Consider the following 24,483-nt stretch of genomic DNA (forward strand, 5'->3'; position numbering starts at 1 on the left):
CGCCGCGAAGGAGGCAGGCACCATGCAACTCGGAGTCTTCACCATCGGGGACGTCACCCGGGACCCCACCACGGGCCGCACCCCCACCGAGAACGAGCGCATCAAGGCCACGGTGGCAATCGCCCGCAAGGCGGAGGAGCTGGGGATGGACGTGTTCGCCACCGGCCAGCACCACAACCCGCCGTTCGTGGCCCCCGCGAACCCGCCCGTGCTCATGGCGGCGGTCGCGGCGCAGACCGAGCGGATCCAGCTGTCCACGGCCACCACGCTGATCACCACCACGGACCCCGTGCGGATCGCGGAGGACTACGCGTACGTCCAGCACCTCGCGGACGGTCGCGTGGACCTGACCATGGGCCGCGGCAACACCGGCCCGGTCTACCCGTGGTTCGGCAAGGACATCCGCCAGGGCATCCCGCTGGCCGTGGAGAACTACCAGCTGCTGCACCGGCTGTGGCGCGAGGAGGGCGTGAACTTCTCCGGGCGCTTCCGCACGCCGCTGCAGGGCTTCACATCCACCCCGCGGCCCCTGGACGACGTCCCGCCGTTCGTGTGGCACGGCTCCATCCGCTCCCCGGAAATCCCGGAGCAGGCCGCGTTCTACGGGGACGGGTTCTTCCACAACAACATCTTCTGGAACAAGGAGCACACCGAGCGCATGGTGGCGTTCTACCGCCAGCGCTACGAGTACTACGGCCACGGCTCCGCGGACCAGGCGATTGTGGGCCTGGGCGGGCAGGTGTTCATGGCCAGGAACTCGCAGGACGCGGTGCGCCGGTTCCGGCCGTACTTCGACAACGCGCCGGTGTACGGCCACGGGCCCTCGCTGGAGTCCTTCATGGAGCAGACGCCGCTGACCGTGGGCTCGCCCCAGCAGGTCATCGAGCGCACCCTCTCCTTCCGGGAGTACGCGGGCGACTACCAGCGCCAGCTGTTCCTGGTGGACCACGCGGGCCTGCCGCTCAAGGACGTCCTGGAGCAGATGGACTTCCTGGGAGAGGAGGTCTTCCCGGTGCTGCGCAAGGAGTTCGACGCCGCCCGGCCGGCCCACATGCCGGAGGCCCCCACCCACGCGTCCCTCGTGGCACGCCACGCGGCGGGGGAGGATCCCATCCCCGGCGGCGGGCCGGACTCGCAGGCGGCCAGGGACCGGGCGGCCAGCGACCGTCCCGCCAAGGATCGCGCGGCCGCGGAGGAGACGGCGTCCCGCCAGGGCGCCGGTGGCACGCAGGGCCCCACCGCGTAGAGCGGCCCAGGGGGGCCGTCTCGAGGAGGATCCGCCCCGGGGGAGGACCCTCCTCGAGACGGGCGGGCCCCGGGCGGCGAGGACGTGCAGCACAGAGAAGTCAGGAGAGACATCATGACCGAACACTTGAAGATCACCGTGGTGACCGCGGGCCTGTCCGAGGACGCGTCCACCACGCGTCTGGCACGGGCGATCGCGCAGGCTGCGAGCGGCGTCGTCGCCCGGGGTGGTGAGGAATCCGAGGTGCGCGTGGTGGCCCTGCGGGAGATCGCCCACGGGATCACGGACGCCATGCTGACCGGGACGGCTCCCGCCGCGGTGCAGGAGGCGCTGGACGCCGTGTTCACCGCGGACGGGCTGATCGCGGCCACGCCCACCTACAAGGCGAGCTACTCCGGGCTGTTCAAGGCGTTCTTCGACCTCTTCGACGAGGGCGCCCTGGAGAACCTGCCCACCGTGGTGGCCGCGACCGGCGGCTCCCCGCGCCACTCCCTCGTCCTGGACACCGCCCTGCGCCCGCTGTTCAGCTACCTCAAGGCGCTCACCCTGCCCATCGGGGTGTACGCCGCCACGGAGGACTGGGCGGACGCGTCCCTGCAGGCGCGCATCGAGCGGGCCGGGGCGGCGCTCGCCGGCATGCTCGGGGCCGGGGCGACGGGGCACGACGCCGCCGGGCCGGGTCCCGCGGACGGCACCGGTTCCGGGGCCACGGGGGACGGCGGCTCCGCCACAGTCGATGCCTCCACGGAGTCCGTGGGGGCCCGGCGGAACGCGCCGTCGCGCCCGGATCGTTCCGCGCGGGACGAGTTCGCCGCGGTGCCGAACTTCGAGGACCTGCTGGCGGCGGTGCGAGGATGAGCTCCATGCCCTCAGAAGCACGCCGTCCCGAGGACCGCTCCGAGCCGACCGCCGCGGGGTCGACCACCGGCGCGGAAGGGGCCGATCGCTGGGACACGTGGCGGCTCTACTTCGAGACCACGGCGCGGCTGACGTCCCGGGTGGAGGAGCGTCTCAAGGCCCAGGGCTGCTCGCTCATGGAGTACCAGCTGCTCCTGCTGCTCCACGAGGCTCCCGGGCGCTGCCTGCGCATGGGGGAGCTGGCCCGCCGCCTGGTGTTCTCGCCGTCGCGGCTGAACTACCAGGTCAAGGTGCTGGGCGAGCGGGGCTGGGTGCAGCGGCGTCGTGCGCAGGGCGACGGCCGCGGCTGGGAGGCCGCGCTGACCGCCGAGGGCGCGCAGGCGTTCCGGCGACTGCGCCCGGACCACGCGCGGGACGTGGAGGAGCTCTTCTTCGCCGCGCTCACGCAGGACGACGTCGCCCGGCTGGGAGACATCATGGCTCGCCTGGCGCGGGGGCTGGGGGAGGGGCGGAGCGCCCCGGAACGCCAGTAGTGCGGGAGCCGCGCGCCACCGCGGGCGGTGAGACCGCCGTGGAGGGGTGCCGATGCGGCGGCGGTCAGCCGATCCAGTAGCGGCGGGTCGGGCGGCCGTCCCCGTCCGGGACCACGTTCTCCAGCACCCCGCCGCAGGCCTCGATGGTTGCGGCGGAGGCCGCGTTGTCGTCGGCGCACGTGACCAGTACCCGCTCCACACCGGCCGCGTTCAGGCGCCCCACCGACTGCCGCAGGATCTCCGTGGCGTACCCGCGCCGTCGGAACGCGGGGCCCACGCCGTAGCCCACGTGCCCGCCCACGCGGAGGAGGTGCTCCGTGAGGTCGTACCTGATGGAGGTCCTGCCCACCACCTGCCCGTCCACCTCGGCCAGGAGGTAGTCCGCGCGGACCCGTCCGGGCGGCAGGTTCGTGCCCCGGGACTGTCGTGCCGTGGCCTCCAGGACCTCGTCCCAGCTGCCTCTCTCGAGAAGGAAGTCGAAGTCGTCCCGGCGCAGCTGCTCGTGCAGGGCACGGACCACGGGTTCGTCCTCGGAGGTGAGGTGCCGCAGTGTCAGTGCCATGACGTCATGGTGCCACGGATGCCGTGTGGTGCACCCTCCGTACCGGCTGCGCGGTCAAGGCCCCGGCTGATGGGATGTTCACTCGCTGGAACCGTAGGTGCGGCGGCCCGCGCGCTCGGCGAACTCGTCCAGCGCGGTGAGGACCGCTGGAACCACCCAGACTTTCTGCCCCTTCACCTTGACCGACCGCTCGTGGCGGATCAGTCCCACCGTGGTGAGCTCGTCCACGGTGCGGTAGGCAGTGGCCTTGGGCACTCCACCGATGCTCTCCAGCATCCCCGCGGTGAAAGCGGGTTCGGAGCAGCAGAACCGCGCGACCGCGCGCAAGGACGCCGTCACTCGTCGGCGAGAGTCAAGAACCCTGTCGTGGAACGCTTCGACGTCCGCCATCAGGATCGAGGCGTTGGCCAGCGAGGCCATGGCGGCATCGGAGAAGCACTCGACAATGGCCGTGGGGCGCCCAGCTCGATAGGCGGTGAGAGCTGCGATGTACCCGTCGATGTCGTGCAGCAGTCCCGAAGAGATGGGGACCGTCACGTTGTCGACCACGCCGCGGGCCCGGAGCAGGGAGGACACGATGGCGCGACCGGTGCGCCCGTTTCCGTCCGTGAACGGGTGGATGGTCTCGAACTGCGCGTGCGCGATGGCCGCCTGCACCGTGGGGTCCAGGTCCCGCCGCTGCAGGAACAGCACCAGGTCCTCCACCGCCGCCGGCACGGCTTCGTGTCGTGGTGCCACATAGCTGGCTGTGACCGGGGAGCGGCCTCCGATCCACACCCACTGGTCCCGGAACTCGCCGGCGTCGTCCTGAACCCCGACGGTGAGTTCGCGGTGCATGCGGCGCACGGCGTCGGCATTCAGGTCGGAAGCGGCATCAATGGCCGCCTGCATGGCGAAGACGTTTCGAGCGACCAGTTCGGCGTTGCCGCCCACGTGCGCACCCACCGCCGCGAGGGAGAGCTTCCTGGCATGCACCGTGAGGTTTTCGATCTGCGAGCTGGTGGCGGATTCGCCACGAAGGAGGACTGCGGAGAACGGCAGGGCAGCCATGCGGTCGGACGTCACCCCGAAGGCTGTCATGGCACGCGTCGCCTCCTGTGCTCTCGCGGCCGCAGCTCCGGCGAGAACGGGGGTTAGGCGGGCGATCTCCGGCACCACTGCGGCGGTGAAATCTCCTCTGTTCTCCAAAAGTGTGCGGCGCGATGCCATGGGGTCACGGTGGAGCCAGCGGTGGGTTTCCCCTCCGACGGCGGGCCAGCTCGAGGACGTCATGACGGTCCTTTCTCAGAAGAAGTCCGCAGATCGTCTCATTAAGCAGCTTAATGAGACGATCCGTGCCCATCTTCCCACTAAGCGCCACTGTTGTGGGACCAACCGTTGCGGACCATGGGACGGGACGTCACGGCCTCCGGGCCAGATGTGCAGTGCAAAACCTCGTGGGACGACCAGGGAGCGTCTGGCCCCCACCCCGTCCCCGTGGCACACTGCCGGTGATGAGGGCGAGCCTCATCCATGACCACGGCAGGGAGAGCACCGTGAGCGACACCCCGCAGACGACGACGCCCGCGCCCGGCAGCGCGCCCGGCGCCGCGGCGTCGTCCCCCGCACAGGCGGCCGACCTCCCCGGCGGCGTGGTCCACGAGCTGCCCGCGGACCTCGCCGAGGCCCTGCTGGCGGAGCCGGAGACCGCCGAGCTGTGGCGCGGGCTGACGCCCCTGGGCCGCAACGAGTTCGTGTGCTGGGTGGAGGACGCCAAGAAGCCCGAGACCCGCGCCCGCCGCATCCGCCGCACGGGCGAGGAGATGCACGAGGGCAAGCGCCGCCCGTGCTGCTGGCCCGGCTGCAAGCACCGGGAGCGCACCGGGCGCTGACACCGGGGCGTCCGTTCCGGCGGCCCCCGTTGCGGTTCAGGCGCCAGAGGCCGCCGGGTCCGAGTGGGTCCTGCGTCGCACACTCTGCCCGCTGACCAGCGGTGATGCCGTTCCAGGCGGGCGCGCGGGCGGCGTCGTCCCCGCCTGGGCGGCACCTCCGAGGGGCTGACGAATGGCGCGAAATGGTGAGCCGCACGACACGATCGGGCGGCGCAGCGCTTAGGCTTCCTCTGTGCACCTCGCGGGTCCTGTGCGGAGTGCGTCATCCTCGCAACCGAGAAAAGGTGTACATCCATGGCCTCGCACCCTTCCGACACCCAGCCTTCCGGCGGGCCGGAGACGCGCGCCCAGTTCGTGGCCGAGCAGGAGGGGTACAGCAAGGGGCTCACCACGCGGCAGATCAACATGATCGCGATCGGCAGCTCGATCGGCACGGGTCTGTTCCTGGGTGCCGGTGGCGGGCTGGCCTCGGCCGGTCCCGCCCTGTTCATCCTCTACGCGGTGGCCGGGTTCTTCGGCTACCTGATCCTGCGGCAGCTCGGCGAGCTGGTGATGCACCGGCCGTCCTCCGGCTCCTTCGTGTCCTACACCCGTGAGTTCTACGGGGAGAAGAGCGCGTACTTCGTGGGGTGGATGTACTGGCTCTCCTGGGCCTCCACCACGGTGGTGGACGCCACCGCCATGGCCATCTACGTCAAGTGGTTCGGGCAGTACAGCCAGTTCATCGCGGACCTGCCGCAGTGGCTGATCGCCGCCGTGGTGCTGGTGGTGGTCATGGCCACCAACCTGATCTCCGTGAAGCTCTTCGGGGAGATGGAGTTCTGGTTCGCGGTGGTGAAGGTCTCCGCGCTGGTGGTGTTCCTGATCGTGGGCATCTGCTTCGTGATCTTCGGGACCCCCACGGGCGCACCCACCGGGTTCTCCCTGATCAGCGAGAACGGGGGCTTCCTCCCCAACGGTCTGCTGCCCGCGCTCGTGGTCTCGCAGGGTGTGGTCTTCGCGTACTCGGGCATCGAGCTGGTGGGCATCACCGCGGGTGAGACCAAGGACCCGCGCAAGACCATTCCCAAGGCGATCAACACGGTGATCCTGCGCATCGCGCTGTTCTACGTGGGCTCCGTCCTGCTGCTCACGCTGCTGCTGCCCTACACGGCGTACTCCGCGGACGAGTCCCCGTTCGTCACGTTCTTCGACTCCATCGGGATCCAGGGCATCGCGCCCATCATGCAGCTCGTGGTCATCACCGCGGCGCTGTCCTCCCTCAACGCGGGGCTGTACTCCACGGGGCGCATCGTGCACTCCATGGCCATGGCCGGTTCCGCACCCAAGTTCACCGGCAAGATGACGCGCTCGGGGGTTCCCGCGGGGGGCATCCTGCTCACGGTGGGCGTGGGGGCGCTCGGGGTGATCCTCAACTACTACGTCCCGGAGGACGCCTTCAGCATCGTGCTGAACATCTCCGCGATCGGCATCCTGGTGGGCTGGGCGGCCATCACGCTCCCGCACCAGAAGTTCGTGCGCCTTGCTCGGCAGGGCCACTACGAGCGTCCGGCCTACCGCTCACCGTTCGCACCCTGGACCAACTGGCTCACCATGGTGTTCCTGGTGGGCGTGCTGGTCCTCGTGGCCTTCGACTACCCGCTGGGCACCCTCACGGTCGCCTCGATGGCGCTTGTGATCCCCATCCTGATCGTCGGCTGGTTCATGGTGCGCAAGCGCGTGCGGGCCATCGCCGCCGAGCGCGAGGGCTACACGGGCGCGTTCCCCGTGGTCGTGGGTACCCCGGGGGCGGAGAGCGAACGACGCCGCGCCGCCCGTCGTACCGAGCGCCCCGGGGACGCGGACCGGCAGTAGCCGCCCTGTCCCCCTCGTCCGAGGACGCCGCCCCGTCCCTCGCGGTCGACGACGCCGCCCCGGCCGCCCCCGGGGCGTCGTCGCCATCCGTGGGGTCCAGCGGGGAACGCGCTCACCGGCCCCGCAGCGCCGAGGCGGTCGTGAGGGCCACGAGCAGCATGGCGGCCACACCCAGCCCCGAGAAGCCCACGGCGGCGAGCACGGGACCGGCAAGGGCCCCGCCGGCCGCGCCGCACAGGTTCATCACGAGGTCCGAGGTGCCCTGGAGCCCGGGCCGGTCGTGGGCCGTCACGGACTCGGTGACCATGGTGGAACCGGCCACGGTGGACGCGGACCAGCCGAGCCCCAGCAGAACGAGTGCGGCGAGCACGAACCTGTGCTGGTCCGAGCCCAGCCATGTGAGCACCAGTGCCGCCACGAGAAGCCCCTGCCCCAGCAGCACCGTGCTCACACGCCCGATCGTGTCCGCGAGCCATCCGAACCCCGGCGAGAGCGCGTACATCCCGGCCACGTGCAGGGAGATGGTCAGCCCCACCACGGACAGCGTGGCGCCGTGGCTGGTCAGGTGCACCGGGGTCGTGGACATCACGCTCACCATCACCGCGTGGGACAGCGCGACCACCAGCACGGCTCGCCGCGCCGCGGGCACGGTGCGCAGAAGGGTGAACCCGCCCGCGGGGTCCGGCCTGTTCGCCACGGACCCGCCCCGGGCCAAGGCCACGGCCAGGGGGTCCGGGCGCAGCCCCACGAAGTACACCGCGGCACCCAGGCACTGCGCGCACAGGACGATCACGAACCCGCCCGTGAACGGCGGCAGCCCCAGTGCGCGGCCGATCGCCTCGCCGGGACCGAAAAGGTTGGGGCCCACCACGGCTCCCACGGTGGTGGACCACACCACCAGGGAGAGGTCCCGCGCCCGCGTGCTCGCGGCGGCCGCGTCCGTGGCCGCGAAGCGGGACTGCAGGTTCAGGGCAGTGCCCGCACCCAGCAGCCCCATGCCCACGAGCAGCGCCGGGAGCACGTTCAGGGTCGAGGCCACCACGATGACGGCAGCCCCCAGGATCGCCACGAGAGCCCCGGTGGTCAGCGACACCCGGCGGCCCCGGTGCTGCGCGAGCCGCGCCAGCGGGATGGCCACCAATGCCGCGCCCAGGGTGTTCATGGTGGACGCCATCCCGGACAGGGCGCTGTTGCCGGAGACCTCCGTGATCAGCAGCGCCCCCAGTGCCAGCGTGGCCCCGGTGCCGAGCCCGCCCAGGATCTGACCCAGCGCGAGCACGCCCAGCACCCGGCGCTGGAATCCCGGCCCGGGGTCCTGCAGTTCGGCGCTCGCGGCCCCCGTGGTGGCACTCATGACCGCATCATCGCGGACGACGCCGCCGCGCGCCACCGTGCCGCCCGCACCGGGCCCGCCGTGCCGCCCGCATCGGGCCCAGCGTGGCAGCGGGCGCCAGGGCGGCGGGTTGGTGCGCGTGCGGTGGGCTGGTGTGTCTGCGGTGGGCTGGTGCGTGTGCGGTGGAGACCGGCGCTCCTACCAGGGGCGGACGGCCGGACAGGACCCGGTACGCGGCGCGCGGGGGCTGCGGAGCGGCGTCGTCGTTGCGCGGCCCCGAGCCTGCCCGCATAGGCTGGGGCGCATGAGACAGCCCGGCGACATCTCGTTCCGCACACGCAAGTGGGTCAAGCCCGAGGACCTCAACGCCAACGGCACCCTGTTCGGGGGTTCGCTGCTGCGGTGGATCGACGAGGAGGCCGCGATCTACGCGATCGTGCAGCTGGGCAACCGGCGGGCGGTCACCAAGTACATGTCGGAGATCGAGTTCGTGTCCTCCGCCGTGGAGGGGGACCTCATCGAGATGGGCCTCACGGCCACCCGGTTCGGGCGCACGTCCCTGACCATGCGCGCTCAGGTGCGCAACATGATCACGCGCGAGCTGATCCTGAGCATCGACAAGATCGTGTTCGTGAGCCTGGACGAGAACGGCGAGCCCGTGCCGCACGGCTACACGGAGATCACCTACGACCGTGACCGCATTCCCGCACCCACCAGCCAGAGGAGGCCGCAACCGTGAACCAGCTGACAGCGCAGAGGATCACCCCGTCCTGGATGCACCACGCCGAGGGGCCGTGCTGGAGCCGGACGTGGGGCGGGCTGGCCTGGGTGGACATGCTCGCCGGGGACGTCATGACGTTCACCCCGGAGGACCAGCCGCGCCGGCAGCACGTGGGGGATGTGGCCGCGTGCGTGCGTCCCCGGGCGGGCGGCGGGCAGATCGTCGCCGTGGAACGGGGGATCGTCCTCACGGATGCCACCGGAACGGTGGAACGCGAGATCGGTCTGTGGGACACCCCGGACATCCGCATGAACGAGGGCGGTGTGGCCCCGGACGGCTCCTTCTACGTGGGCTCCATGGCGTACGACCAGGCCGAGGGCTCCGCCACCCTGTACCGCGTGGCCACGGACCTCACGTGGGAGCCCGTGCTCAAGGGCGTGAGCATCTCCAACGGGATTGCGTGGTCCCCGGACGGCACGCTGGCCTACTACAACGACACCCCCACCCACGAGGTCTCCGTGTTCGACTGGAGTGCTGAGGGAGGGCTGCGCAACCGCCGCACGTTCGTGGCTCCCGTGCTGGACGAGCACGCCGCCGCGGCGGCCACGGACCCGGAGGAGACCTACGAACCGGGCAGCGTGTCCGTGAGCCCGGACGGTCTCACCGTGGACTCCGAGGGCGCCGTGTGGGTGGCCCTCAACGGTGCGGGCCAGGTGCACCGCTACCTCCCGGACGGCACCCTGGACACCGTGGTCACGGTGGGCGCCAAGCAGACCACCGCATGCGCCCTGGGCGGCGAGGACCTGCGCACGCTCTACATCACGACGTCGCGCGAGAACCTCCCGGACCACGTCCAGCCCACTGCGGGCTCGCTCTACGCCGTGCGCGTGGCCGTCCCCGGGCAGGTCACCGCGGCGTTCGGGGGCTGAGCCCCCTGTCACGTGCCCCGCGGCTCGGCGGGGCAGTGCGGCGCCGGGCGAAGGGAGGGCGGCGGTTCCGAGGCCTCGTCCCGGTGCCGGGTCTCCCGGCCGCACCGTGTGGGGTGCCCCGCTCGAGACGGCGCCCCGAATGACGGAGCGCCCGGTGCCACGTGGATCGTGGCACCGGGCGCTTCGTCCGTTCCGTCCGGTCCTGCGGAGCTGCCCGTGGGACCGGTCCCCGCTCAGCCGGCCGTGAGCAGACCCGCTCCGGGGATCGCCGCCAGCAGCTGGCGGGTGTACTCCGTCTGGGGATTCTCGAACACGGAGTCGGTGGAACCCCGCTCGACCAGTGAACCCTTCTGCATGACGCACACGTTGTCCGCGATCTGGCGGACCACCGCGAGGTCGTGCGTGATGAACAGGTACGTGAGACCCAGCTCGTGCTGCAGCTCGGCCAGCAGGTTGAGGATCTGCGCCTGCACCAGCACGTCCAGTGCGGAGACGGCCTCGTCGCAGACCACGAGCTCCGGGTTGAGCGCGAGGGCGCGGGCGATCGCCACGCGCTGGCGCTGGCCACCCGAGAGCTCGTTGGGGTACCGGGCGAGCATGGACTGGGGCAGGGAGACCTGGTCCATGAGCTCCCGGACTTTGTTCTCCCGTTCCTTGGACGTCCCCACGCCGTGGACCTTCAGCGGCTCCTCGATCGTGCGGTAGATGTTGTACATCGGGTCCAGGGAACCGTAGGGGTCCTGGAAGATCGGCTGCACCCGGCGCCGGAAGGCGAACATCTCCTTGCCCTTGAGCCGCGCCACGTCCTGGCCGTCGAAGACGATCGACCCAGAGGTGATCGGCTCCAGGCCGAGCATCATCTTGGCCACGGTGGACTTGCCGGAACCGGATTCACCCACCACCGCGGTGGTGGTGCCGCGGGGAATGTCGAAGGACACCTTGTCCACCGCCGTGAAGTCCTCGGACCGGCCCCAGGACCCGCGCAGCTTGTAGACCTTCGTCAGATCCTTGACCTGGACGAAGTCCTGTCGCAGTGCGGTCTGCATGGCCGTCTGCGGGCGCTCCGCGAGCAGGTCCTCGGACTCCTCCCCGCGGGTGCGGGCCACCTCGATGCGCCGGGACGCCAGCGAGGGCGCGGAGTCCACGAGCTTCTGGGTGTAGGGGTGGCGCGGGTTGCGCAGCAGCTGCAGCGCCGGGCCCGCCTCCACCACGCGGCCCTTGTACATCACCACGACCTTCTGGGCGCGCTCCGCGGCGAGGCCCAGGTCGTGGGTGATCAGCAGCACCGCAGTGCCCAGCTTGTCGGTCATGGTCTGGAGGTGGTCCAGGATGGTGCGCTGCACCGTGACGTCCAGGGCCGAGGTGGGCTCGTCCGCGATCAGCAGCCGCGGCTGGCACGAGAGCCCGATCGAGATCAGGGCTCGCTGGCGCATGCCACCGGAGAACTCGTGCGGGTACTGCTTCGCGCGCTTCTCCGCGTCCGGCAGACCGGCCTGGCTCAGCACCCGGGCGACGTCCTCGTCCTTCGCTGGCAGCCCGTTGGCCTTGAGCGTCTCCCGGACCTGGAAGCCCACCTTCCACACGGGGTTGAGGTTGGACATCGGATCCTGCGGAACCATGCCGATCTGGCTGCCGCGCAGCTTGACCTTGCGCTTCTCGCTGGCGTGCGTGATGTCCTCGCCGTCGAAGATGATCTGACCCGAGTTCACGCGGCCGTTGGCGGGCAGCAACCCGATCGCGGCCAGGGCCGACGTGGACTTGCCCGAGCCGGACTCACCCACGATGGCCACGGTCTCCCCGGGCATCACGGTGAAGTTCGAGTCCTCGACGGCCTGCACCTCGCCCGTGGCGGTGGTGAACGCGATCCCGAGATCGCGGACCTCCAGCAGGGGACGGTTCTTCTCCTCAGACATGTTCATCACTTCTTCCGGGCCTTGGGATCCAGCGCGTCACGCAGCGCGTCCCCGAGCATGATGAAGCTCAGGACGGTCAGCGAGAGTGCCAGGCCGGGCCAAAATACGGGCATCGGGTTCGAGCGGAAGGCGTCCTTCGCGTCCGAGATGTCGTTGCCCCAGCTCATGGTGCTGGCCGGGAGGCCGATGCCGAGGTAGGACAGGGTGGACTCGGCCACGATGAACGTGCCCAGCGAGATCGTGGCGATCACGATCACCGGTGCCATGGCGTTCGGGATGATGTGGCGCACCAGGATGCCGAACGAGGAGACGCCCAGGGAGCGGGCGCTGACCACGTAGTCCGCGTTGCGCACCTCGACCACCGCCCCGCGCATGATGCGCGCGATCTGTGGCCAGCCGAAGAGCACCAGCACCACCACCAGGGTCCAGACCCCGCGGTTGGCCTTGAAGAACGGCAGCTGCATGACCACAAGTGCCCCCAGGATCAGGGGCAGGGCGAAGAAGATGTCACCCAGTCGCGCGAGGATCGCGTCGAGCCAGCCGCCGAAGTAGCCGGCCAGGGCACCGATGATGCCGCCGATGATGACCACACCGATGGTCGTGAACAGGCCCACCATCAGCGAGGCCCGGGTTCCGGCGATCACGCGCGAGTACACGTCGCAGCCCTGGGCGGTGAAGCCCATGGGGTGCCCCGGGGTGGCCTTGCCGTTGGAGTTCTCGAGCAGGCACTGGGTCGAGGCCGCGGAGGGGTCTTCGGTCCAGAACAGCTGCGGGAAGAGGGCCACCACGATCACCAGGACGATCAGCAGCGCCGCGATGATGAAGGTGGGCTTCTTCCGCAGCTGCCGCCAGGCATCGCGCCACAGGCTCACGGGCGCGCCCTCGGCCGAGCGGGAGTCCGTGGCCGCCACGGGAGTCTGCGCGACGTCCGCGACGAAGTGCTCCATCATGACGCCGGTGCTCAGCCCACCCAGGTCCTTCTGGTGGGAGCCGGCCGGGGCGTCGGCGGTCTCCCGGATCTCCCGGGCGGCGGCCTCGTGGGAACGGGCCTCGGGGTTCAGGTCCCGGCCCGCGGAGTCGTTGTTCTCGAAGTTGTTCTCAGGCATAACGGATCCTCGGGTCGAGCCAGGCGTAGAGGAGGTCAACCAGCAGATTGGCCACGCAGAAGATGATGACCATCACGGACACCACGGAGACGACCATGGGTGCGTCCCCGAGGGTCAGGGCCTTGTACAGCTGATTGCCGATGCCGGGGACGTTGAAGATGCCCTCGGTGACGATCGCGCCGCCCATCAGAGCTCCCAGGTCCATGCCCAGGAAGGTGGCCACGGGGATCATCGAGTTGCGCAGGATGTGCACCCGGATCACACGGCCGCGGGTCAGGCCCTTGGCCGTTGCGGTGCGCACGTAGTCCGCGCTGGCGTTCTCCGCCACGGCGGTGCGGGTCAGGCGCAGCACCTGGGCGAAGGAGACCAGGCCCAGCACGATGCCCGGCAGGATCAGGTCGCTCCAGTCCGCGGCGCCGGAGACCGTGGGTTTCGCGAGCCCCCACTTGACGCCCACGAAGTACTGCATCACGAAGCCGAGCACGAAGATCGGGACGGCGATGACCACGAGGGAGAGCACCAGGACGGTCGAGTCGAACCAGCCGCCCTTCTTCAGCCCGGCGTACAGGCCGAAGGTGATGCCGAAGATCGCCTCGAAGACCAGCGCGATGATCGCGAGTCGGACGGTCGCCGGGAACGCGTCCGCGAGCACCTCACTGATCTCGCGTCCGGAGAAGTTCACGCCCAGGTCACCGGTCAGCAGACCGCCGATGTAGCTGAAGTACTGGACGAAGAACGGGTCGTTCAGGTGGTACTGCTCGGTCAGCGCGGCGGCGACACCGGGCGTGCAGCCCTTGTCCCCGCACAGCGCGTCCAGCGGATCACCGGGGGTCATGAAGACCAGGAAGTAGACCAGCAGCGTGGCTCCGAAGAACACGGGGATCAGCTGCAGAAGTCTTTTGACCAGATACCAGGCCAAGAGTCGCTCCTCTCTGGAACACGGGGACAGGGAGGCGCCAAAGTCACGCGCCTCCCTGCTCCGTGTGCTTTAGGGGGTCAGAAGATCAGTTCGCGGTCTTCTCGACCTTGTAGTACTCGGGAACGCCGTCCCAGCCGGTGCCCACGCCCGAGACGTTCTCGGACCACGCGGTGTTGGCCTGGTTGTACCAGAGCGGGATCGAGGGGAGGTCCTCAAGCAGCATGGAATCGGCCTCCTGGAACTTCTTCACCCCGTCCTCGGTGCTCTTGGCCTCGAGACCCTCGTTCAGCTTGGCCTCGAACTCCGGGTTGTCGTAGCGGGAGTCGTTGGAGGATGCGCCCTTGGAGAAGGTGGGGCCCATGAAGTTGTACATGGACGGGTAGTCGGCCTGCCAGCCTGAGCGGGTGGCGCCGGTCAGCTTCCCGGCCTTGGCGTCCGTGCGCAGCTCCTTGAAGGTGGAGTAGGACTTGCCCTCCACCTCGATGCCCAGGTTGTTCTTGATCTGGTTGGCGACCGCGTCAACCCACTCCTTGTGTCCGCCGGCATCGGCGTTGTAGGCGATGGTCAGCTTCTGGGACTTGTTGTAGGGCTGGATCTTCTCGGCCTTGGCCCAGAGCTCCTTGGCCTTCTCCGCGTCGAACTTGGTGTTCTCCGAGTTCGGCAGGTCCTCCTGGTAGCCCTCGATGGTGGGGGCGGTGAAGTCGGTGGCGGGCAGGCGCGTCTCGTTGAAGATCACCTTGGTGATCTCTTCACGGTTGATGGACATGGAGAGGGCCTGGCGGCGCAGCTTGCCGGCCTCGCCCTTCCAGTTGTCCTGGTACTCCGGAACGGCGATGGTCTGGATGCCGGCGTAGGGCTTGTCGGAGTAGCGGTCGCCCAGGTCGGACTTGTAGTTGCCCAGTGCCCCGGTGGGCACCTGCTGCAGCACGTCCAGGTTGTTGGAGATCAGGTCCTGGTAGGCCGTGTCCGGGTTCTGGTAGAGCTTGAAGGTGATGCCGCCGTTCTTGGCGGCCTCCGGGCCCTTGTAGTCCTCGTTCTTCACCAGCTCGATGGCGGAGTTGTGCTGCCAGGCGCCGTCCTTGGCCATCTTGTACGGGCCGTAGCCCACGGGGTTCTCGCCGAAGGCCTTCATGTCCTTGAAGGCGGAGGAGGGCATCGGGGCGAAGGCGGTGTAACCCAGGCGCTGCTCGAAGTCCGACTGCGGGGAGACCAGCTTGACGGTGAAGGTGGTGTCGTCCACGACCTTCAGCCCGGACATCTTGTCGTCCTTGCTGCCCTCGGCGGAGACCTTCTCGTAGCCCTCGATCGGCTCGAAGAAGCTCGAGGTGCCCTGGGCGTTCTTGGCCGCGGCGCCGTAGTTCCAGGAGTCCACGAAGCTCTGGGCAGTGATGGCCTCACCGTTGGTGAACTTCATGTCCGGCTTGATCTTGATGGTCCAGGTCTGCTTGTCCTCGGACTCGATGGACTCGGCGAGGTCGTTCTGGGTCTTGCCCTCGGAGTCGTAGGTCACCAGGCCGTTGAAGATCTGCTGGACGACCACGCCACCGCCGGTCTCGGTGGTGTTGGTGGGAACCAGCGGGTTCTGGGGCTCCACGGAGTCCGCGGTGATGATCGCGTTGCCGTCGCCGGCCTCGCCGGAGCTGTTGGAGTCGCCGCCGCCGCCGCAGGCGGTCAGGGCCAGGGTCGCAGCTGCGGCGACACCGAGAGTTTTGGAAATGCGGGAGATGCGCATCTCGCCTCCTCGAAAGCGAAATAGAACAAGACGAGAGCCGATGAAACCAGCTTCCGGGAGTACGGATGGATGTGCCGACGTCCGGTGGTCAGGTTGCCGATCTTGTGGCTCGGAACACTCGGAAGTATAGCCCAGGTCACTCGCCACGCGGGACGTTCCAGGGGGTTCGCACCCCACGGGTGTCGCGGCCGTGCCCCCCGGCCCGGCGCCCAGGCTGGACGGGGCGCGACGGATCCGCGCGCGGCCCCGGCGTGTCGGGCCACCGCGCGCGTCCCGCACCTGCCGCGGCGGCGTGGCGGGAGCAGGGTCGCGGCAGGGCGCGGATGGGTCGAGAGCACCGCTGCTGAGGTCAGGGCTCCTCACCCACTCCTCGCGGGGCCGGGGCAGGCAGAAGGTGTCATGCGGCCGGGGTCCGGTGCGCGCCGGAGCCGGCCGTGCGGCGTCGTGCTCCCGTGCGACTCCGTCTCATTGCCGCTAGTCTCGTGCCAGAAGACCCATGGTGCTGCCGAGGAGGCCCAGATGAGCGAGACGCACGGAGCGGGGGTGGATGTGGTCACGCGCTCCATCCGCATGCTGGCGGATCACGGGTACACGGAGACCACCGTGGAGCAGCTTGCCCAAGCGGCGGGCATCAGCCGGGCCACGTTCTTCCGCAAGTACGGCAGCAAGGAGGACATGGTCTTCGCGGACCACGCCGCCACCCTGCAGCAGCTGGAGCTGCTGCTGCGCCGCCCGGGGCAGTCGCTCCAGGCCGGCCTCACGGAGGGCGCACAGCTGGTGTTCCGCCACCACCTCGACCACCGGGACCGCGCTGTGGCTCGGCACGACCTGCTGCAGCGCGTGGAATCCCTCCGGGACCGGGAGATCGCCATGTCCTCCCGCTACGAACGCGTCTTCCACGCGTTCCTGCGCCGGGTGCTGCCCCAGTCCCCGGACCGCAGAGTCACCGCGGTGGCGCTCGCCGCGGCCACGGTGGCGGTGCACAACGCCTGCCTGCGCACCTGGCTGCGTGCTCCCCGCCCGGCGCACGGCGAGCAGCTGGTGGGGGTCCTGAGTCAGCGGATCGCGTGGCTGTGCGGTGTGTTCGGGGTGGGTCGTGCCTTCGTGGCGCATCCCGTGGACCTCACCTTCCTACCGCCGGATCTCACCGTGCGGTTCGACGACGCCGCGGCGCCACCTTTCCCGGCACCGGCGCCGGTCGTCGTGGTCGTGCCGCAGGGCGAGGACCCGGCCGCCGTGGCCGAGCGCACCGCGCGCTCGGTCTACGAGGCCCTGGGGGGCCGGTCCGCGGGTCGTGCGGACTCCGGGTCCGCGTAGACCTGCCCGTGCCGCCACCGACCGGGCCGGGGTCCTCCTCGGCCCGGTGCCGCTGGGTAGGCCTGGGCGTTCTCTCCAGGCGGTGACGGATGCGGCGGCGGTGCGAGGCGGGTGGTACCGAATATCTTGACGTGAGACTGCGTCTCAGGGCAGACTGAGCCCCAAACACTGTGGTCCACACCACCTCTCCAACCCACACAGGAGCCCCGCGTGAGCGAACAGTCCTTCCCGTCCACCGTGACCATCACCGTGACCACCCCGGTGCTGCCGGGACGTGAGAAGCCCATCGCCCTGGTCAGCCTGGACTCCACGGACCCCAACGGTCTCGTGATCTGGGGCTCCCAGGCCATGCGCGATCTGCAGCGGGAGCTCTCCGCGATTGACACCGCGCAGGTGGAGGCGGTGGTCGTCACGGGCAACCAGAAGTCCTTCGGGGCCGGTGCCAACCTCAAGGAGATTCGTGCGGCGCAGCTGAGCGGCACGTCGGACGAGTACGTCGGCTCCGGCCACGACGCCTTCGGGGTGCTCGCGGAGATGGACGTGCCCACGTTCTCGCTCATCACGGGAGTGGCCCTGGGTGGCGGCTTGGAGCTCGCGCTGCACACCGACTACCGTCTCTCCACCTCCGGCAAGGCCCCCATGGGTCTTCCGGAGTGCCACCTGGGCTTCTTCCCGGGCTGGGGCGGCGTCTACCTCCTGCCGCACCTCGTGGGAGCGGAGGCGGCGCTGAACATCATCGTGACCGACTCCATGCGCGGCAAGAACCTCAACCCGGCCAAGGCCGCGGAGATCGGGCTCGTGGACGCCGTGCTCGAGGGCGCCCCCGGCACGGAGCAGTGGGACACATCCTGGCAGGACTGGGTGGTCGAGGCCCTCGAGGGCAAGCACGAGCCCCGCCGCACCACGGACGACGCCCAGACCTGGGACGCCGCGGTGCAGAAGGCTGCCGCCAAGGCGGAGCAGGCCTGGCACGGCGCCGCTCCCGGCCCCGTGGCCGCCATCGAGCTCGTGGGCCGCGCCCGCACCGACTCCCGCCTGGAGAACGCGGAGGCCGCGGTCGAGGCGTTCAAGACCATCGTGCAGTCGGAGCCCGCGCGCGCCTCTCTCTACGCGTTCGAGCTCGTGAGCGCCCGCAGCAAGCAGGCCGCCAACGTCCCGGACGCTCCCGTGCGGGAGATCAAGAAGGCAGCCGTGATCGGCGCGGGTCTCATGGCGGGTCAGCTGGCGTCCCTCATCGCGCAGGGTGCCCGCATTCCGGTGGTCATGACGGACCTGGACGACGAGCGGCTGGCCGCCGGTGTGCAGCGCACTCGGGACCGGTTCACGGCCCAGGCCAAGAAGGGTCGCATGACGGAGGAGCAGGCCGAGCAGCTCGGCGTGCTCATCACGGGCGCCCGGAGCCCGGAGGACCTCGCGGACGCGGACTTCGTCATCGAGGCGGTCTTCGAGGAGTTGGACGTCAAGCGCCAGGTCTTCGCGCAGTGGGAGCCCGTCATCAAGGAGGACGCGATCCTCGCCACGAACACCTCTTCGCTGTCCATCACGGCCATGGGCCGGGACCTCCAGCACCCCGAGCGGCTCGTGGGCTTCCACGTGTTCAATCCGGTGGAGGTCACCCCGCTGCTCGAGATCGTTGCCGGCGAGAAGACTGACGACTCCACCCTGGCCACCGCGTTCGACCTCGCCGCAAAGCTGCGACGGATCGCGGTGCGGGTGGAGGACGCCCCGAGCTTCGTGGTCAACCGCGTGCTCACCCGCATGTTCGACGAGATCGGCCGCGCCATGGATGCCGGGGGAGACCCGCAGGCCGTGGACCACGCCCTGGATCCCATGGGTCTGCCCATGACCCCGCTGCAGCTGCTGGACTTCGTGGGTCCCGCGGTGCTGGTGCACATCACCCACACCATGAACGACGCCTACCCGGACCGGTTCACCCTCTCCCCGTGGCTCGACGCCGTGGCGGAGGCCGGCCTCAAGAACACCCTGCCGGCGCGCGGCGAGACGTCCGAGACCTACCTCTCCGAGGGTGCGCACGAGGCCCTCGAACGCACCCGCCGGGACAGCGGCGTCGCCGCACAGTCCGGTGACGGCGCGGACGGCGAGCTGCTCACGCGCGCGCAGGATGCCCTCGCGGACGAGATCGGCCACATGTTGGACGAGGGCGTTGTCGCCACCGCCCGGGACATCGACCTGTGCATGATCCTGGGCGCCAACTACCCGTTCCACCTGGGTGGCATCACCCCGTACCTGGACCGCTGCGGCGCCGCCGAGCGCGTCCGGGGCGCCCGGTTCGACGCCGCCCAGCAGTAGCACTTTCCAGAAGGACTGAGGAGTCACCATGAGCAAGGACAGCACGGAGACCACTGGCATCACCATCAGCCACCCGGAGGACTTCCCCACGGGCACGCTGGAGCCGCACTACGACCTCAACGAGCCCCTGGCCACGGACGAGGCCGGGATCTTCGAGGACATCACGGAGGAGGACCGCGCGCACCAGCTGCGGGCCAGGACCTTCGTGCAGGAGGACGTCCTGCCCGTCATCGCCGAGTACTGGGACCGCGGCGAGTACAACCTCGACCTCGTGCGCCGCATGGGCGAGCTCGACCTGCTCCGCGACGGCGTGGACGTGCCCGGCATGCCCCCCATGTCCAAGATGGCCGCTGGTCTGGTGGCCATGGAGCTCTCGCGCGGCGACGGCTCCATCTCCACGGTGTCCGGTGTCCAGGGCGGGCTGGCCATGCGCTCGATCGCCTTGTGTGGCAGCGACGAGCAGAAGCAGCGCTGGCTGCCGGACATGGCCACTGGCAAGCTCCTCGGTGCGTTCGCGCTGACCGAGCCGGCCCACGGCTCCGACTCCATCGGGCTCGAGAGCAAGGCCACCCCTGTGGAGGGCGGATACATCCTCAACGGCGCCAAGAAGTGGATCGGCAACGGATCCATGGGCGGGATCACCGTGGTGTGGGCACGCAGCGACGAGGACGGCGCCGTCCACGGGTTCGTGGTCCCCCAGGAGTCGGAGGGCTACACGGGCACCACCATGAAGGCCAAGCTGGCCCTGCGGGCCATCCACCAGGCCGAGATCACGCTCGAGAACGTCTTCGTGCCCACGGAGAACGTCCTGCCGCACGCCAAGAGCTTCCGGGACACCTCCGCTGTGCTGTTCGCCACCCGCATCGGGGTGGCCTGGGCCGCGGTGGGCCACGCCCAGGCGTGCTACGAGACCGCGGTGCACTACGCCAAGCAGCGCCACCAGTTCGGGCGCCCGCTGGCCGCATCGCAGATCGTGCAGGAACGGCTCACCCGCATGCTCAGCGAGCTCACCCAGATCCAGACCCTCGTGATGGCCATGGCCCGCAAGGAGGAGGCCGGGACGCTCAGCGGTCCGCAGGCCTCGCTGGCCAAGTACACCGCCACGCGCACCGCGCGCCAGGTGGCCATGAACGCCCGGGATCTACTGGGCGGCAACGGCATCCTCATGGAGAACCGCGTGGCACGGCACTTCGCGGACATCGAGGCCATCCACACGTACGAGGGCACCGAGACGGTTCAGGCGCTCATCATCGGCAAGTCCGTCACGGGGATCTCCGCCTACAAGTGACCCGGCGGGGTGTGTCCCGATCGCCGACTCCTCAGGAGCATCATGTTCGCCAACAACGAGCCCATGACTCCCTTGCGCTTCCTGGAGCGCAGCGCGGAGGTCTTCCCTGATCGCCGTGCGGTCGTGCACGGGTCCCGGGAGTGGACCTACCGGGAGTTCCAACGGGACGTGCGGCGCTTCGCCACGGCGCTGCTGCCCCTGGTGACCGGGGCGGAATCCCCCGGACCCGAGGGGTACCGACGGGAGGAGGACCCGGCGGAGGGAACGTCCCGAGCGGCGTCGTCGACCAGCGAGGAGTTCCAGGGGGTGGATCTCCTGCAGCGGGACTGGCCCACCGTGGCCATGGTGGCCCCCAATGTGCCTGCCGCGCTCATGGCGCACTACGCGGTGCCCGCGGCCGGGGCCGTGCTGGTGCCGCTCAACCCGCGGTTGAGCGCTCGGGAACTGAACTACATCCTCGAGCACTGCGGGGCCCGCGTGGTCCTCGCGGACGTCTCAGCGCTGGAGACCGTGGCCGAGGCGCTCGCGGACCGTGCCGGGGTCGCACTGGTGCAGATTCCCGACGACCAGGCGGGTCTGCCGGCCGTGCGGGACGGGGCGGGAGCGGGCGTGCCCACGTTCGAGGAGTTCCTGGACGGCACGCCATCGGCTCCGCCCCAGACCGAGGGCACCGCCGGCGGGGCAGTGCGCTGGGCCGTGGCGGACGAGAACACGCCCATCACCCTGAACTACACCTCGGGCACCACGGGCAGGCCCAAGGGAGTGCTGTACTCCCACCGGGGGGCGTACCTGAACAATCTGGGTGAGGTGTTCCACAACGGTTTCACAGGCGAGACCCGGTACCTGTGGACCCTGCCCATGTTCCACTGCAACGGGTGGTGCACCACGTGGGCCGTGACGGCCGCCGGCGGTACGCACGTGTGTCTGCGAGCGGTGCGCCCGGACGCCATCTGGCAGGCATTCGACCAGGAGGGCATCACCCACCTGTGCGGCGCCCCGGCGGTGTGCTCGGTGATCGTGGACGCGGAACAGGCGCACCCCCTGGAACGTCCCATCCGCATCACCACGGCGGGAGCCCCGCCCGCGCCGAGCATCATCGAGCGCCTGGAGACCGCCAGTTTCGAGGTGGTCCACGTGTACGGGCTCACCGAGGTGTTCGGCCCCATCACCATCTGCGAGCCCCAGGAGCAGTGGCGGTCCCTGTCCGCCTCAGACCGGGCGCGGCAGATGTCCCGGCAGGGAGTTGCCATGATCCAGGCGGAATCTGCTCGGATCGTGGATCCCGACATGCAGGACGTCCCCGCAGACGGGGAGTCGCTCGGGGAGGTCGTGCTCCGGGGGAACAACGTGATGATCGGCTACTACAGGGATCCAGAGACCACACGCGAGGCGTTCCGGGGCGGCTGGTTCCACACCGGGGACCTCGGGGTGATGCACCCGAACGGGTACATCCAGCTCACGGACCGCGCGAAGGACGTGATCATCTCCGGAGGCGAGAACATCTCCTCGATCGAGGTGGAGCAGGCGCTCTACTCCCACCCGGACGTTCTGGACGTGGCCGTGGTGGGGGTGGCCCACGAGAAGTGGGGGGAACGGCCCGTGGCCCACGTGGTGCGTGCAGGCGGCTCCCAGGTCACGGAGGACGAGCTGCGTGAACACGTGCGATCGCAGCTCAGCGGATTCAAAGTGCCGGACACCGTGACCTTCAGCGACGAGCTGCCCCGCACGGCCACGGGCAAGGTGCGCAAGAACTTGCTGCGCAACTGACGAACTCGGCGGCCCCAGTGCCGCTGGCACGGGACCACGCGCCGGCGGGGGAGGTTGCGCCCCAGCAAGGGAGCCCCACTGGGCAGGGCAAACGCCGTTTTGCGCAGGTCAGCGGCCGTGTGTAATGTATTCCGAGTCGCCGCAAGGACGGACAGCCGAGAGCTGGCCTGGACGGTCGACCAGCCCCCTTCCTCCACAGGAACCAACCGCGTGAGAACGCGGAGTTGCGGACCGGATGAGGAACGGATAAGCTAGTCGAGTTGCCAACAGGACAGCACAAGAGCTTCCAAATCGCGGCAACACAAAACTTCCAATCCAAAGCCCTAGATCAGGGTTTAGATGTGGTGTGTTGTTTGTCAACTCAATAGTGTGTCTAGTTTGTTGATACCAGAAGTTTTAAATTTTTGGTTGATGGCCCGATGCCTTTTCAGGTGTTTTCCCGTTTCCTGGGGGTGTTGGGTGTCAGCTGGGATCCCATCGTACCGCGCTTCGCGTGGTGGGTGGTTTCTGTTGAATTTTTTGACGGAGAGTTTGATCCTGGCTCAGGACGAACGCTGGCGGCGTGCTTAACACATGCAAGTCGAACGCTGAAGCTTGGTGCTTGCACTGGGTGGATGAGTGGCGAACGGGTGAGTAATACGTGAGTAACCTGCCCTTGACTCTGGGATAAGCCTAGGAAACTGGGTCTAATACTGGATATGACATGTCACCGCATGGTGGTGTGTGGAAAGGGTTTTACTGGTTTTGGATGGGCTCACGGCCTATCAGCTTGTTGGTGGGGTAATGGCTCACCAAGGCGACGACGGGTAGCCGGCCTGAGAGGGTGACCGGCCACACTGGGACTGAGACACGGCCCAGACTCCTACGGGAGGCAGCAGTGGGGAATATTGCACAATGGGCGGAAGCCTGATGCAGCGACGCCGCGTGAGGGATGACGGCCTTCGGGTTGTAAACCTCTTTCAGCACGGAAGAAGCGAAAGTGACGGTACGTGCAGAAGAAGCGCCGGCTAACTACGTGCCAGCAGCCGCGGTAATACGTAGGGCGCAAGCGTTGTCCGGAATTATTGGGCGTAAAGAGCTCGTAGGCGGTTTGTCGCGTCTGCTGTGAAAGCCCGGGGCTTAACCCCGGGTGTGCAGTGGGTACGGGCAGACTTGAGTGCAGTAGGGGAGACTGGAATTCCTGGTGTAGCGGTGAAATGCGCAGATATCAGGAGGAACACCGATGGCGAAGGCAGGTCTCTGGGCTGTTACTGACGCTGAGGAGCGAAAGCATGGGGAGCGAACAGGATTAGATACCCTGGTAGTCCATGCCGTAAACGTTGGGCACTAGGTGTGGGGAACATTCCACGTTTTCCGCGCCGTAGCTAACGCATTAAGTGCCCCGCCTGGGGAGTACGGCCGCAAGGCTAAAACTCAAAGGAATTGACGGGGGCCCGCACAAGCGGCGGAGCATGCGGATTAATTCGATGCAACGCGAAGAACCTTACCAAGGCTTGACATACACCGGACCGGGCCAGAGATGGTCTTTCCCCCTTGTGGGGCTGGTGTACAGGTGGTGCATGGTTGTCGTCAGCTCGTGTCGTGAGATGTTGGGTTAAGTCCCGCAACGAGCGCAACCCTCGTTCTATGTTGCCAGCACGTGATGGTGGGGACTCATAGGAGACTGCCGGGGTCAACTCGGAGGAAGGTGGGGATGACGTCAAATCATCATGCCCCTTATGTCTTGGGCTTCACGCATGCTACAATGGCCAGTACAATGGGTTGCGATGCCGCGAGGTGGAGCTAATCCCAAAAAGCTGGTCTCAGTTCGGATCGTGGTCTGCAACTCGACCACGTGAAGTCGGAGTCGCTAGTAATCGCAGATCAGCAACGCTGCGGTGAATACGTTCCCGGGCCTTGTACACACCGCCCGTCAAGTCACGAAAGTTGGTAACACCCGAAGCCGGTGGCCTAACCCTTGTGGGGGGAGCCGTCGAAGGTGGGACTGGCGATTGGGACTAAGTCGTAACAAGGTAGCCGTACCGGAAGGTGCGGCTGGATCACCTCCTTTCTAAGGAGCACAGTGGCTGGCCGTGTGGCCGGCGCCCACGATCCTCATCGTTGTGGTGGGGGTGTGGTTGATGCTCATGGGTGGAATATCAGCAAGCGGACACGCTGCTCCCTGACACGGGAACACGACCGGACACGAGTTCTGGTGGTGGTGTTGGGGTGGTGGTGTGGTGGC

At 68.7% G+C, this 24,483-nt stretch carries 18 protein-coding genes and 1 rRNA gene; 12 read left to right on the top strand and 7 right to left on the bottom strand.

Annotation, left to right across the window (positions count from 1 at the left end):
* Positions 1–22 precede the first annotated feature (22 nt).
* The 3 genes from AABM36_RS03535 to AABM36_RS03545 all read left to right on the top strand — a co-directional run bounded on the left by AABM36_RS03535 (position 23) and on the right by AABM36_RS03545 (position 2,637).
* Complete coding sequence (locus AABM36_RS03535) at positions 23–1,246, top strand: LLM class flavin-dependent oxidoreductase (RefSeq protein ID WP_019310776.1); 1,224 nt, start codon at positions 23–25, stop codon at positions 1,244–1,246.
* Between the two features lie 114 nt (positions 1,247–1,360).
* Positions 1,361–2,104: a CE1759 family FMN reductase gene (locus AABM36_RS03540; RefSeq protein WP_019310775.1), complete on the top strand. Its 744-nt coding sequence runs from the start codon at positions 1,361–1,363 to the stop codon at positions 2,102–2,104.
* A 5-nt stretch (positions 2,105–2,109) separates the two neighbouring features.
* Positions 2,110–2,637, top strand: a complete 528-nt coding sequence (locus AABM36_RS03545) for a MarR family winged helix-turn-helix transcriptional regulator (protein ID WP_100205759.1) — start codon at positions 2,110–2,112, stop codon at positions 2,635–2,637.
* A 64-nt stretch (positions 2,638–2,701) separates the two neighbouring features.
* On the opposite strand, the gene AABM36_RS03550 is transcribed toward AABM36_RS03545, so the two are convergent.
* Both AABM36_RS03550 and AABM36_RS03555 read right to left on the bottom strand, forming a co-directional pair.
* A complete protein-coding gene (locus AABM36_RS03550; protein WP_059281576.1) occupies positions 2,702–3,199 on the bottom strand; it encodes a GNAT family N-acetyltransferase in 498 nt (165 codons plus the stop codon).
* Between the two features lie 78 nt (positions 3,200–3,277).
* Positions 3,278–4,279 carry a Fic family protein gene (locus tag AABM36_RS03555; RefSeq protein ID WP_019310772.1) on the bottom strand — a complete coding sequence of 334 codons (1,002 nt, stop codon included), beginning with the start codon at positions 4,277–4,279 and terminating at the stop codon, positions 3,278–3,280.
* A 455-nt stretch (positions 4,280–4,734) separates the two neighbouring features.
* On the opposite strand from AABM36_RS03555, the gene AABM36_RS03560 reads away from it, so the two are divergent.
* On the top strand, positions 4,735–5,070 hold the full coding sequence (locus tag AABM36_RS03560) for a YdeI/OmpD-associated family protein (protein WP_019310771.1): 336 nt from the start codon (positions 4,735–4,737) through the stop codon (positions 5,068–5,070).
* 294 nt (positions 5,071–5,364) lie between these two features.
* Positions 5,365–6,924 carry an amino acid permease gene (locus AABM36_RS03565; RefSeq protein WP_102613838.1) on the top strand — a complete coding sequence of 520 codons (1,560 nt, stop codon included), beginning with the start codon at positions 5,365–5,367 and terminating at the stop codon, positions 6,922–6,924.
* 112 nt (positions 6,925–7,036) lie between these two features.
* Here the strand turns inward: AABM36_RS03565 and AABM36_RS03570 are convergent, their stop codons facing one another.
* The gene (locus AABM36_RS03570; RefSeq protein ID WP_052239374.1) at positions 7,037–8,278 is read right to left on the bottom strand and encodes an MFS transporter; all 1,242 of its coding nucleotides are present in this window, start codon (positions 8,276–8,278) and stop codon (positions 7,037–7,039) included.
* A 283-nt stretch (positions 8,279–8,561) separates the two neighbouring features.
* Here AABM36_RS03570 and AABM36_RS03575 point away from each other — a divergent pair, with 283 nt between their 5' ends.
* Both AABM36_RS03575 and AABM36_RS03580 read left to right on the top strand, forming a co-directional pair.
* The gene (locus AABM36_RS03575) at positions 8,562–8,996 is read left to right on the top strand and encodes an acyl-CoA thioesterase (protein WP_019310768.1); all 435 of its coding nucleotides are present in this window, start codon (positions 8,562–8,564) and stop codon (positions 8,994–8,996) included.
* A complete protein-coding gene (locus tag AABM36_RS03580) occupies positions 8,993–9,907 on the top strand; it encodes an SMP-30/gluconolactonase/LRE family protein (protein WP_102613839.1) in 915 nt (304 codons plus the stop codon). The genes AABM36_RS03575 and AABM36_RS03580 overlap by 4 nt, the downstream gene beginning before the upstream one ends.
* A gap of 233 nt (positions 9,908–10,140) precedes the next feature.
* Here the strand turns inward: AABM36_RS03580 and AABM36_RS03585 are convergent, their stop codons facing one another.
* From AABM36_RS03585 to AABM36_RS03600, 4 genes are all read right to left on the bottom strand, one after another.
* Positions 10,141–11,820 carry a dipeptide ABC transporter ATP-binding protein gene (locus AABM36_RS03585; RefSeq protein ID WP_223110676.1) on the bottom strand — a complete coding sequence of 560 codons (1,680 nt, stop codon included), beginning with the start codon at positions 11,818–11,820 and terminating at the stop codon, positions 10,141–10,143.
* 5 nt (positions 11,821–11,825) lie between these two features.
* Positions 11,826–12,926 (bottom strand): ABC transporter permease, encoded by a 1,101-nt coding sequence (locus AABM36_RS03590; RefSeq protein ID WP_019310765.1) that lies wholly within the window; start codon positions 12,924–12,926, stop codon positions 11,826–11,828.
* The gene (locus tag AABM36_RS03595) at positions 12,919–13,845 is read right to left on the bottom strand and encodes an ABC transporter permease (protein WP_019310764.1); all 927 of its coding nucleotides are present in this window, start codon (positions 13,843–13,845) and stop codon (positions 12,919–12,921) included. The genes AABM36_RS03590 and AABM36_RS03595 overlap by 8 nt, the downstream gene beginning before the upstream one ends.
* Positions 13,846–13,930: 85 nt before the next feature.
* Complete coding sequence (locus AABM36_RS03600) at positions 13,931–15,577, bottom strand: peptide ABC transporter substrate-binding protein (protein ID WP_039100639.1); 1,647 nt, start codon at positions 15,575–15,577, stop codon at positions 13,931–13,933.
* Between the two features lie 519 nt (positions 15,578–16,096).
* Here AABM36_RS03600 and AABM36_RS03605 point away from each other — a divergent pair.
* From AABM36_RS03605 to AABM36_RS03625, 5 genes are all read left to right on the top strand, one after another.
* Positions 16,097–16,894, top strand: a complete 798-nt coding sequence (locus AABM36_RS03605) for a TetR/AcrR family transcriptional regulator (protein ID WP_423447394.1) — start codon at positions 16,097–16,099, stop codon at positions 16,892–16,894.
* 210 nt (positions 16,895–17,104) lie between these two features.
* Complete coding sequence (locus tag AABM36_RS03610) at positions 17,105–19,204, top strand: 3-hydroxyacyl-CoA dehydrogenase NAD-binding domain-containing protein (RefSeq protein ID WP_257745131.1); 2,100 nt, start codon at positions 17,105–17,107, stop codon at positions 19,202–19,204.
* A gap of 28 nt (positions 19,205–19,232) precedes the next feature.
* The gene (locus AABM36_RS03615) at positions 19,233–20,492 is read left to right on the top strand and encodes an acyl-CoA dehydrogenase family protein (RefSeq protein WP_019310760.1); all 1,260 of its coding nucleotides are present in this window, start codon (positions 19,233–19,235) and stop codon (positions 20,490–20,492) included.
* 42 nt (positions 20,493–20,534) lie between these two features.
* The gene (locus tag AABM36_RS03620) at positions 20,535–22,259 is read left to right on the top strand and encodes an AMP-binding protein (RefSeq protein WP_257745130.1); all 1,725 of its coding nucleotides are present in this window, start codon (positions 20,535–20,537) and stop codon (positions 22,257–22,259) included.
* 519 nt (positions 22,260–22,778) lie between these two features.
* Positions 22,779–24,309, top strand: a 16S ribosomal RNA gene (locus tag AABM36_RS03625).
* Positions 24,310–24,483: the final 174 nt, after the last annotated feature.

Origin of the sequence: Kocuria sp. KSNUG (assembly GCF_049532735.1) — a bacterium.
In the GTDB taxonomy this organism is placed as follows: Bacteria; Actinomycetota; Actinomycetes; order Actinomycetales; family Micrococcaceae; genus Kocuria; species Kocuria rhizophila.

Coding starts and splice junctions, on each gene's coding strand:
- AABM36_RS03535 (WP_019310776.1), top strand. CDS start 23: ATGCAACTCGGAGTCTTCACCATCGGGGACGTCACCCGGGACCCCACC.
- AABM36_RS03540 (WP_019310775.1), top strand. CDS start 1,361: ATGACCGAACACTTGAAGATCACCGTGGTGACCGCGGGCCTGTCCGAG.
- AABM36_RS03545 (WP_100205759.1), top strand. CDS start 2,110: ATGCCCTCAGAAGCACGCCGTCCCGAGGACCGCTCCGAGCCGACCGCC.
- AABM36_RS03550 (WP_059281576.1), bottom strand. CDS start 3,199: ATGGCACTGACACTGCGGCACCTCACCTCCGAGGACGAACCCGTGGTC.
- AABM36_RS03555 (WP_019310772.1), bottom strand. CDS start 4,279: ATGACAGCCTTCGGGGTGACGTCCGACCGCATGGCTGCCCTGCCGTTC.
- AABM36_RS03565 (WP_102613838.1), top strand. CDS start 5,365: ATGGCCTCGCACCCTTCCGACACCCAGCCTTCCGGCGGGCCGGAGACG.
- AABM36_RS03570 (WP_052239374.1), bottom strand. CDS start 8,278: ATGAGTGCCACCACGGGGGCCGCGAGCGCCGAACTGCAGGACCCCGGG.
- AABM36_RS03575 (WP_019310768.1), top strand. CDS start 8,562: ATGAGACAGCCCGGCGACATCTCGTTCCGCACACGCAAGTGGGTCAAG.
- AABM36_RS03585 (WP_223110676.1), bottom strand. CDS start 11,820: ATGTCTGAGGAGAAGAACCGTCCCCTGCTGGAGGTCCGCGATCTCGGG.
- AABM36_RS03590 (WP_019310765.1), bottom strand. CDS start 12,926: ATGCCTGAGAACAACTTCGAGAACAACGACTCCGCGGGCCGGGACCTG.
- AABM36_RS03600 (WP_039100639.1), bottom strand. CDS start 15,577: ATGCGCATCTCCCGCATTTCCAAAACTCTCGGTGTCGCCGCAGCTGCG.
- AABM36_RS03605 (WP_423447394.1), top strand. CDS start 16,097: ATGAGCGAGACGCACGGAGCGGGGGTGGATGTGGTCACGCGCTCCATC.
- AABM36_RS03615 (WP_019310760.1), top strand. CDS start 19,233: ATGAGCAAGGACAGCACGGAGACCACTGGCATCACCATCAGCCACCCG.
- AABM36_RS03620 (WP_257745130.1), top strand. CDS start 20,535: ATGTTCGCCAACAACGAGCCCATGACTCCCTTGCGCTTCCTGGAGCGC.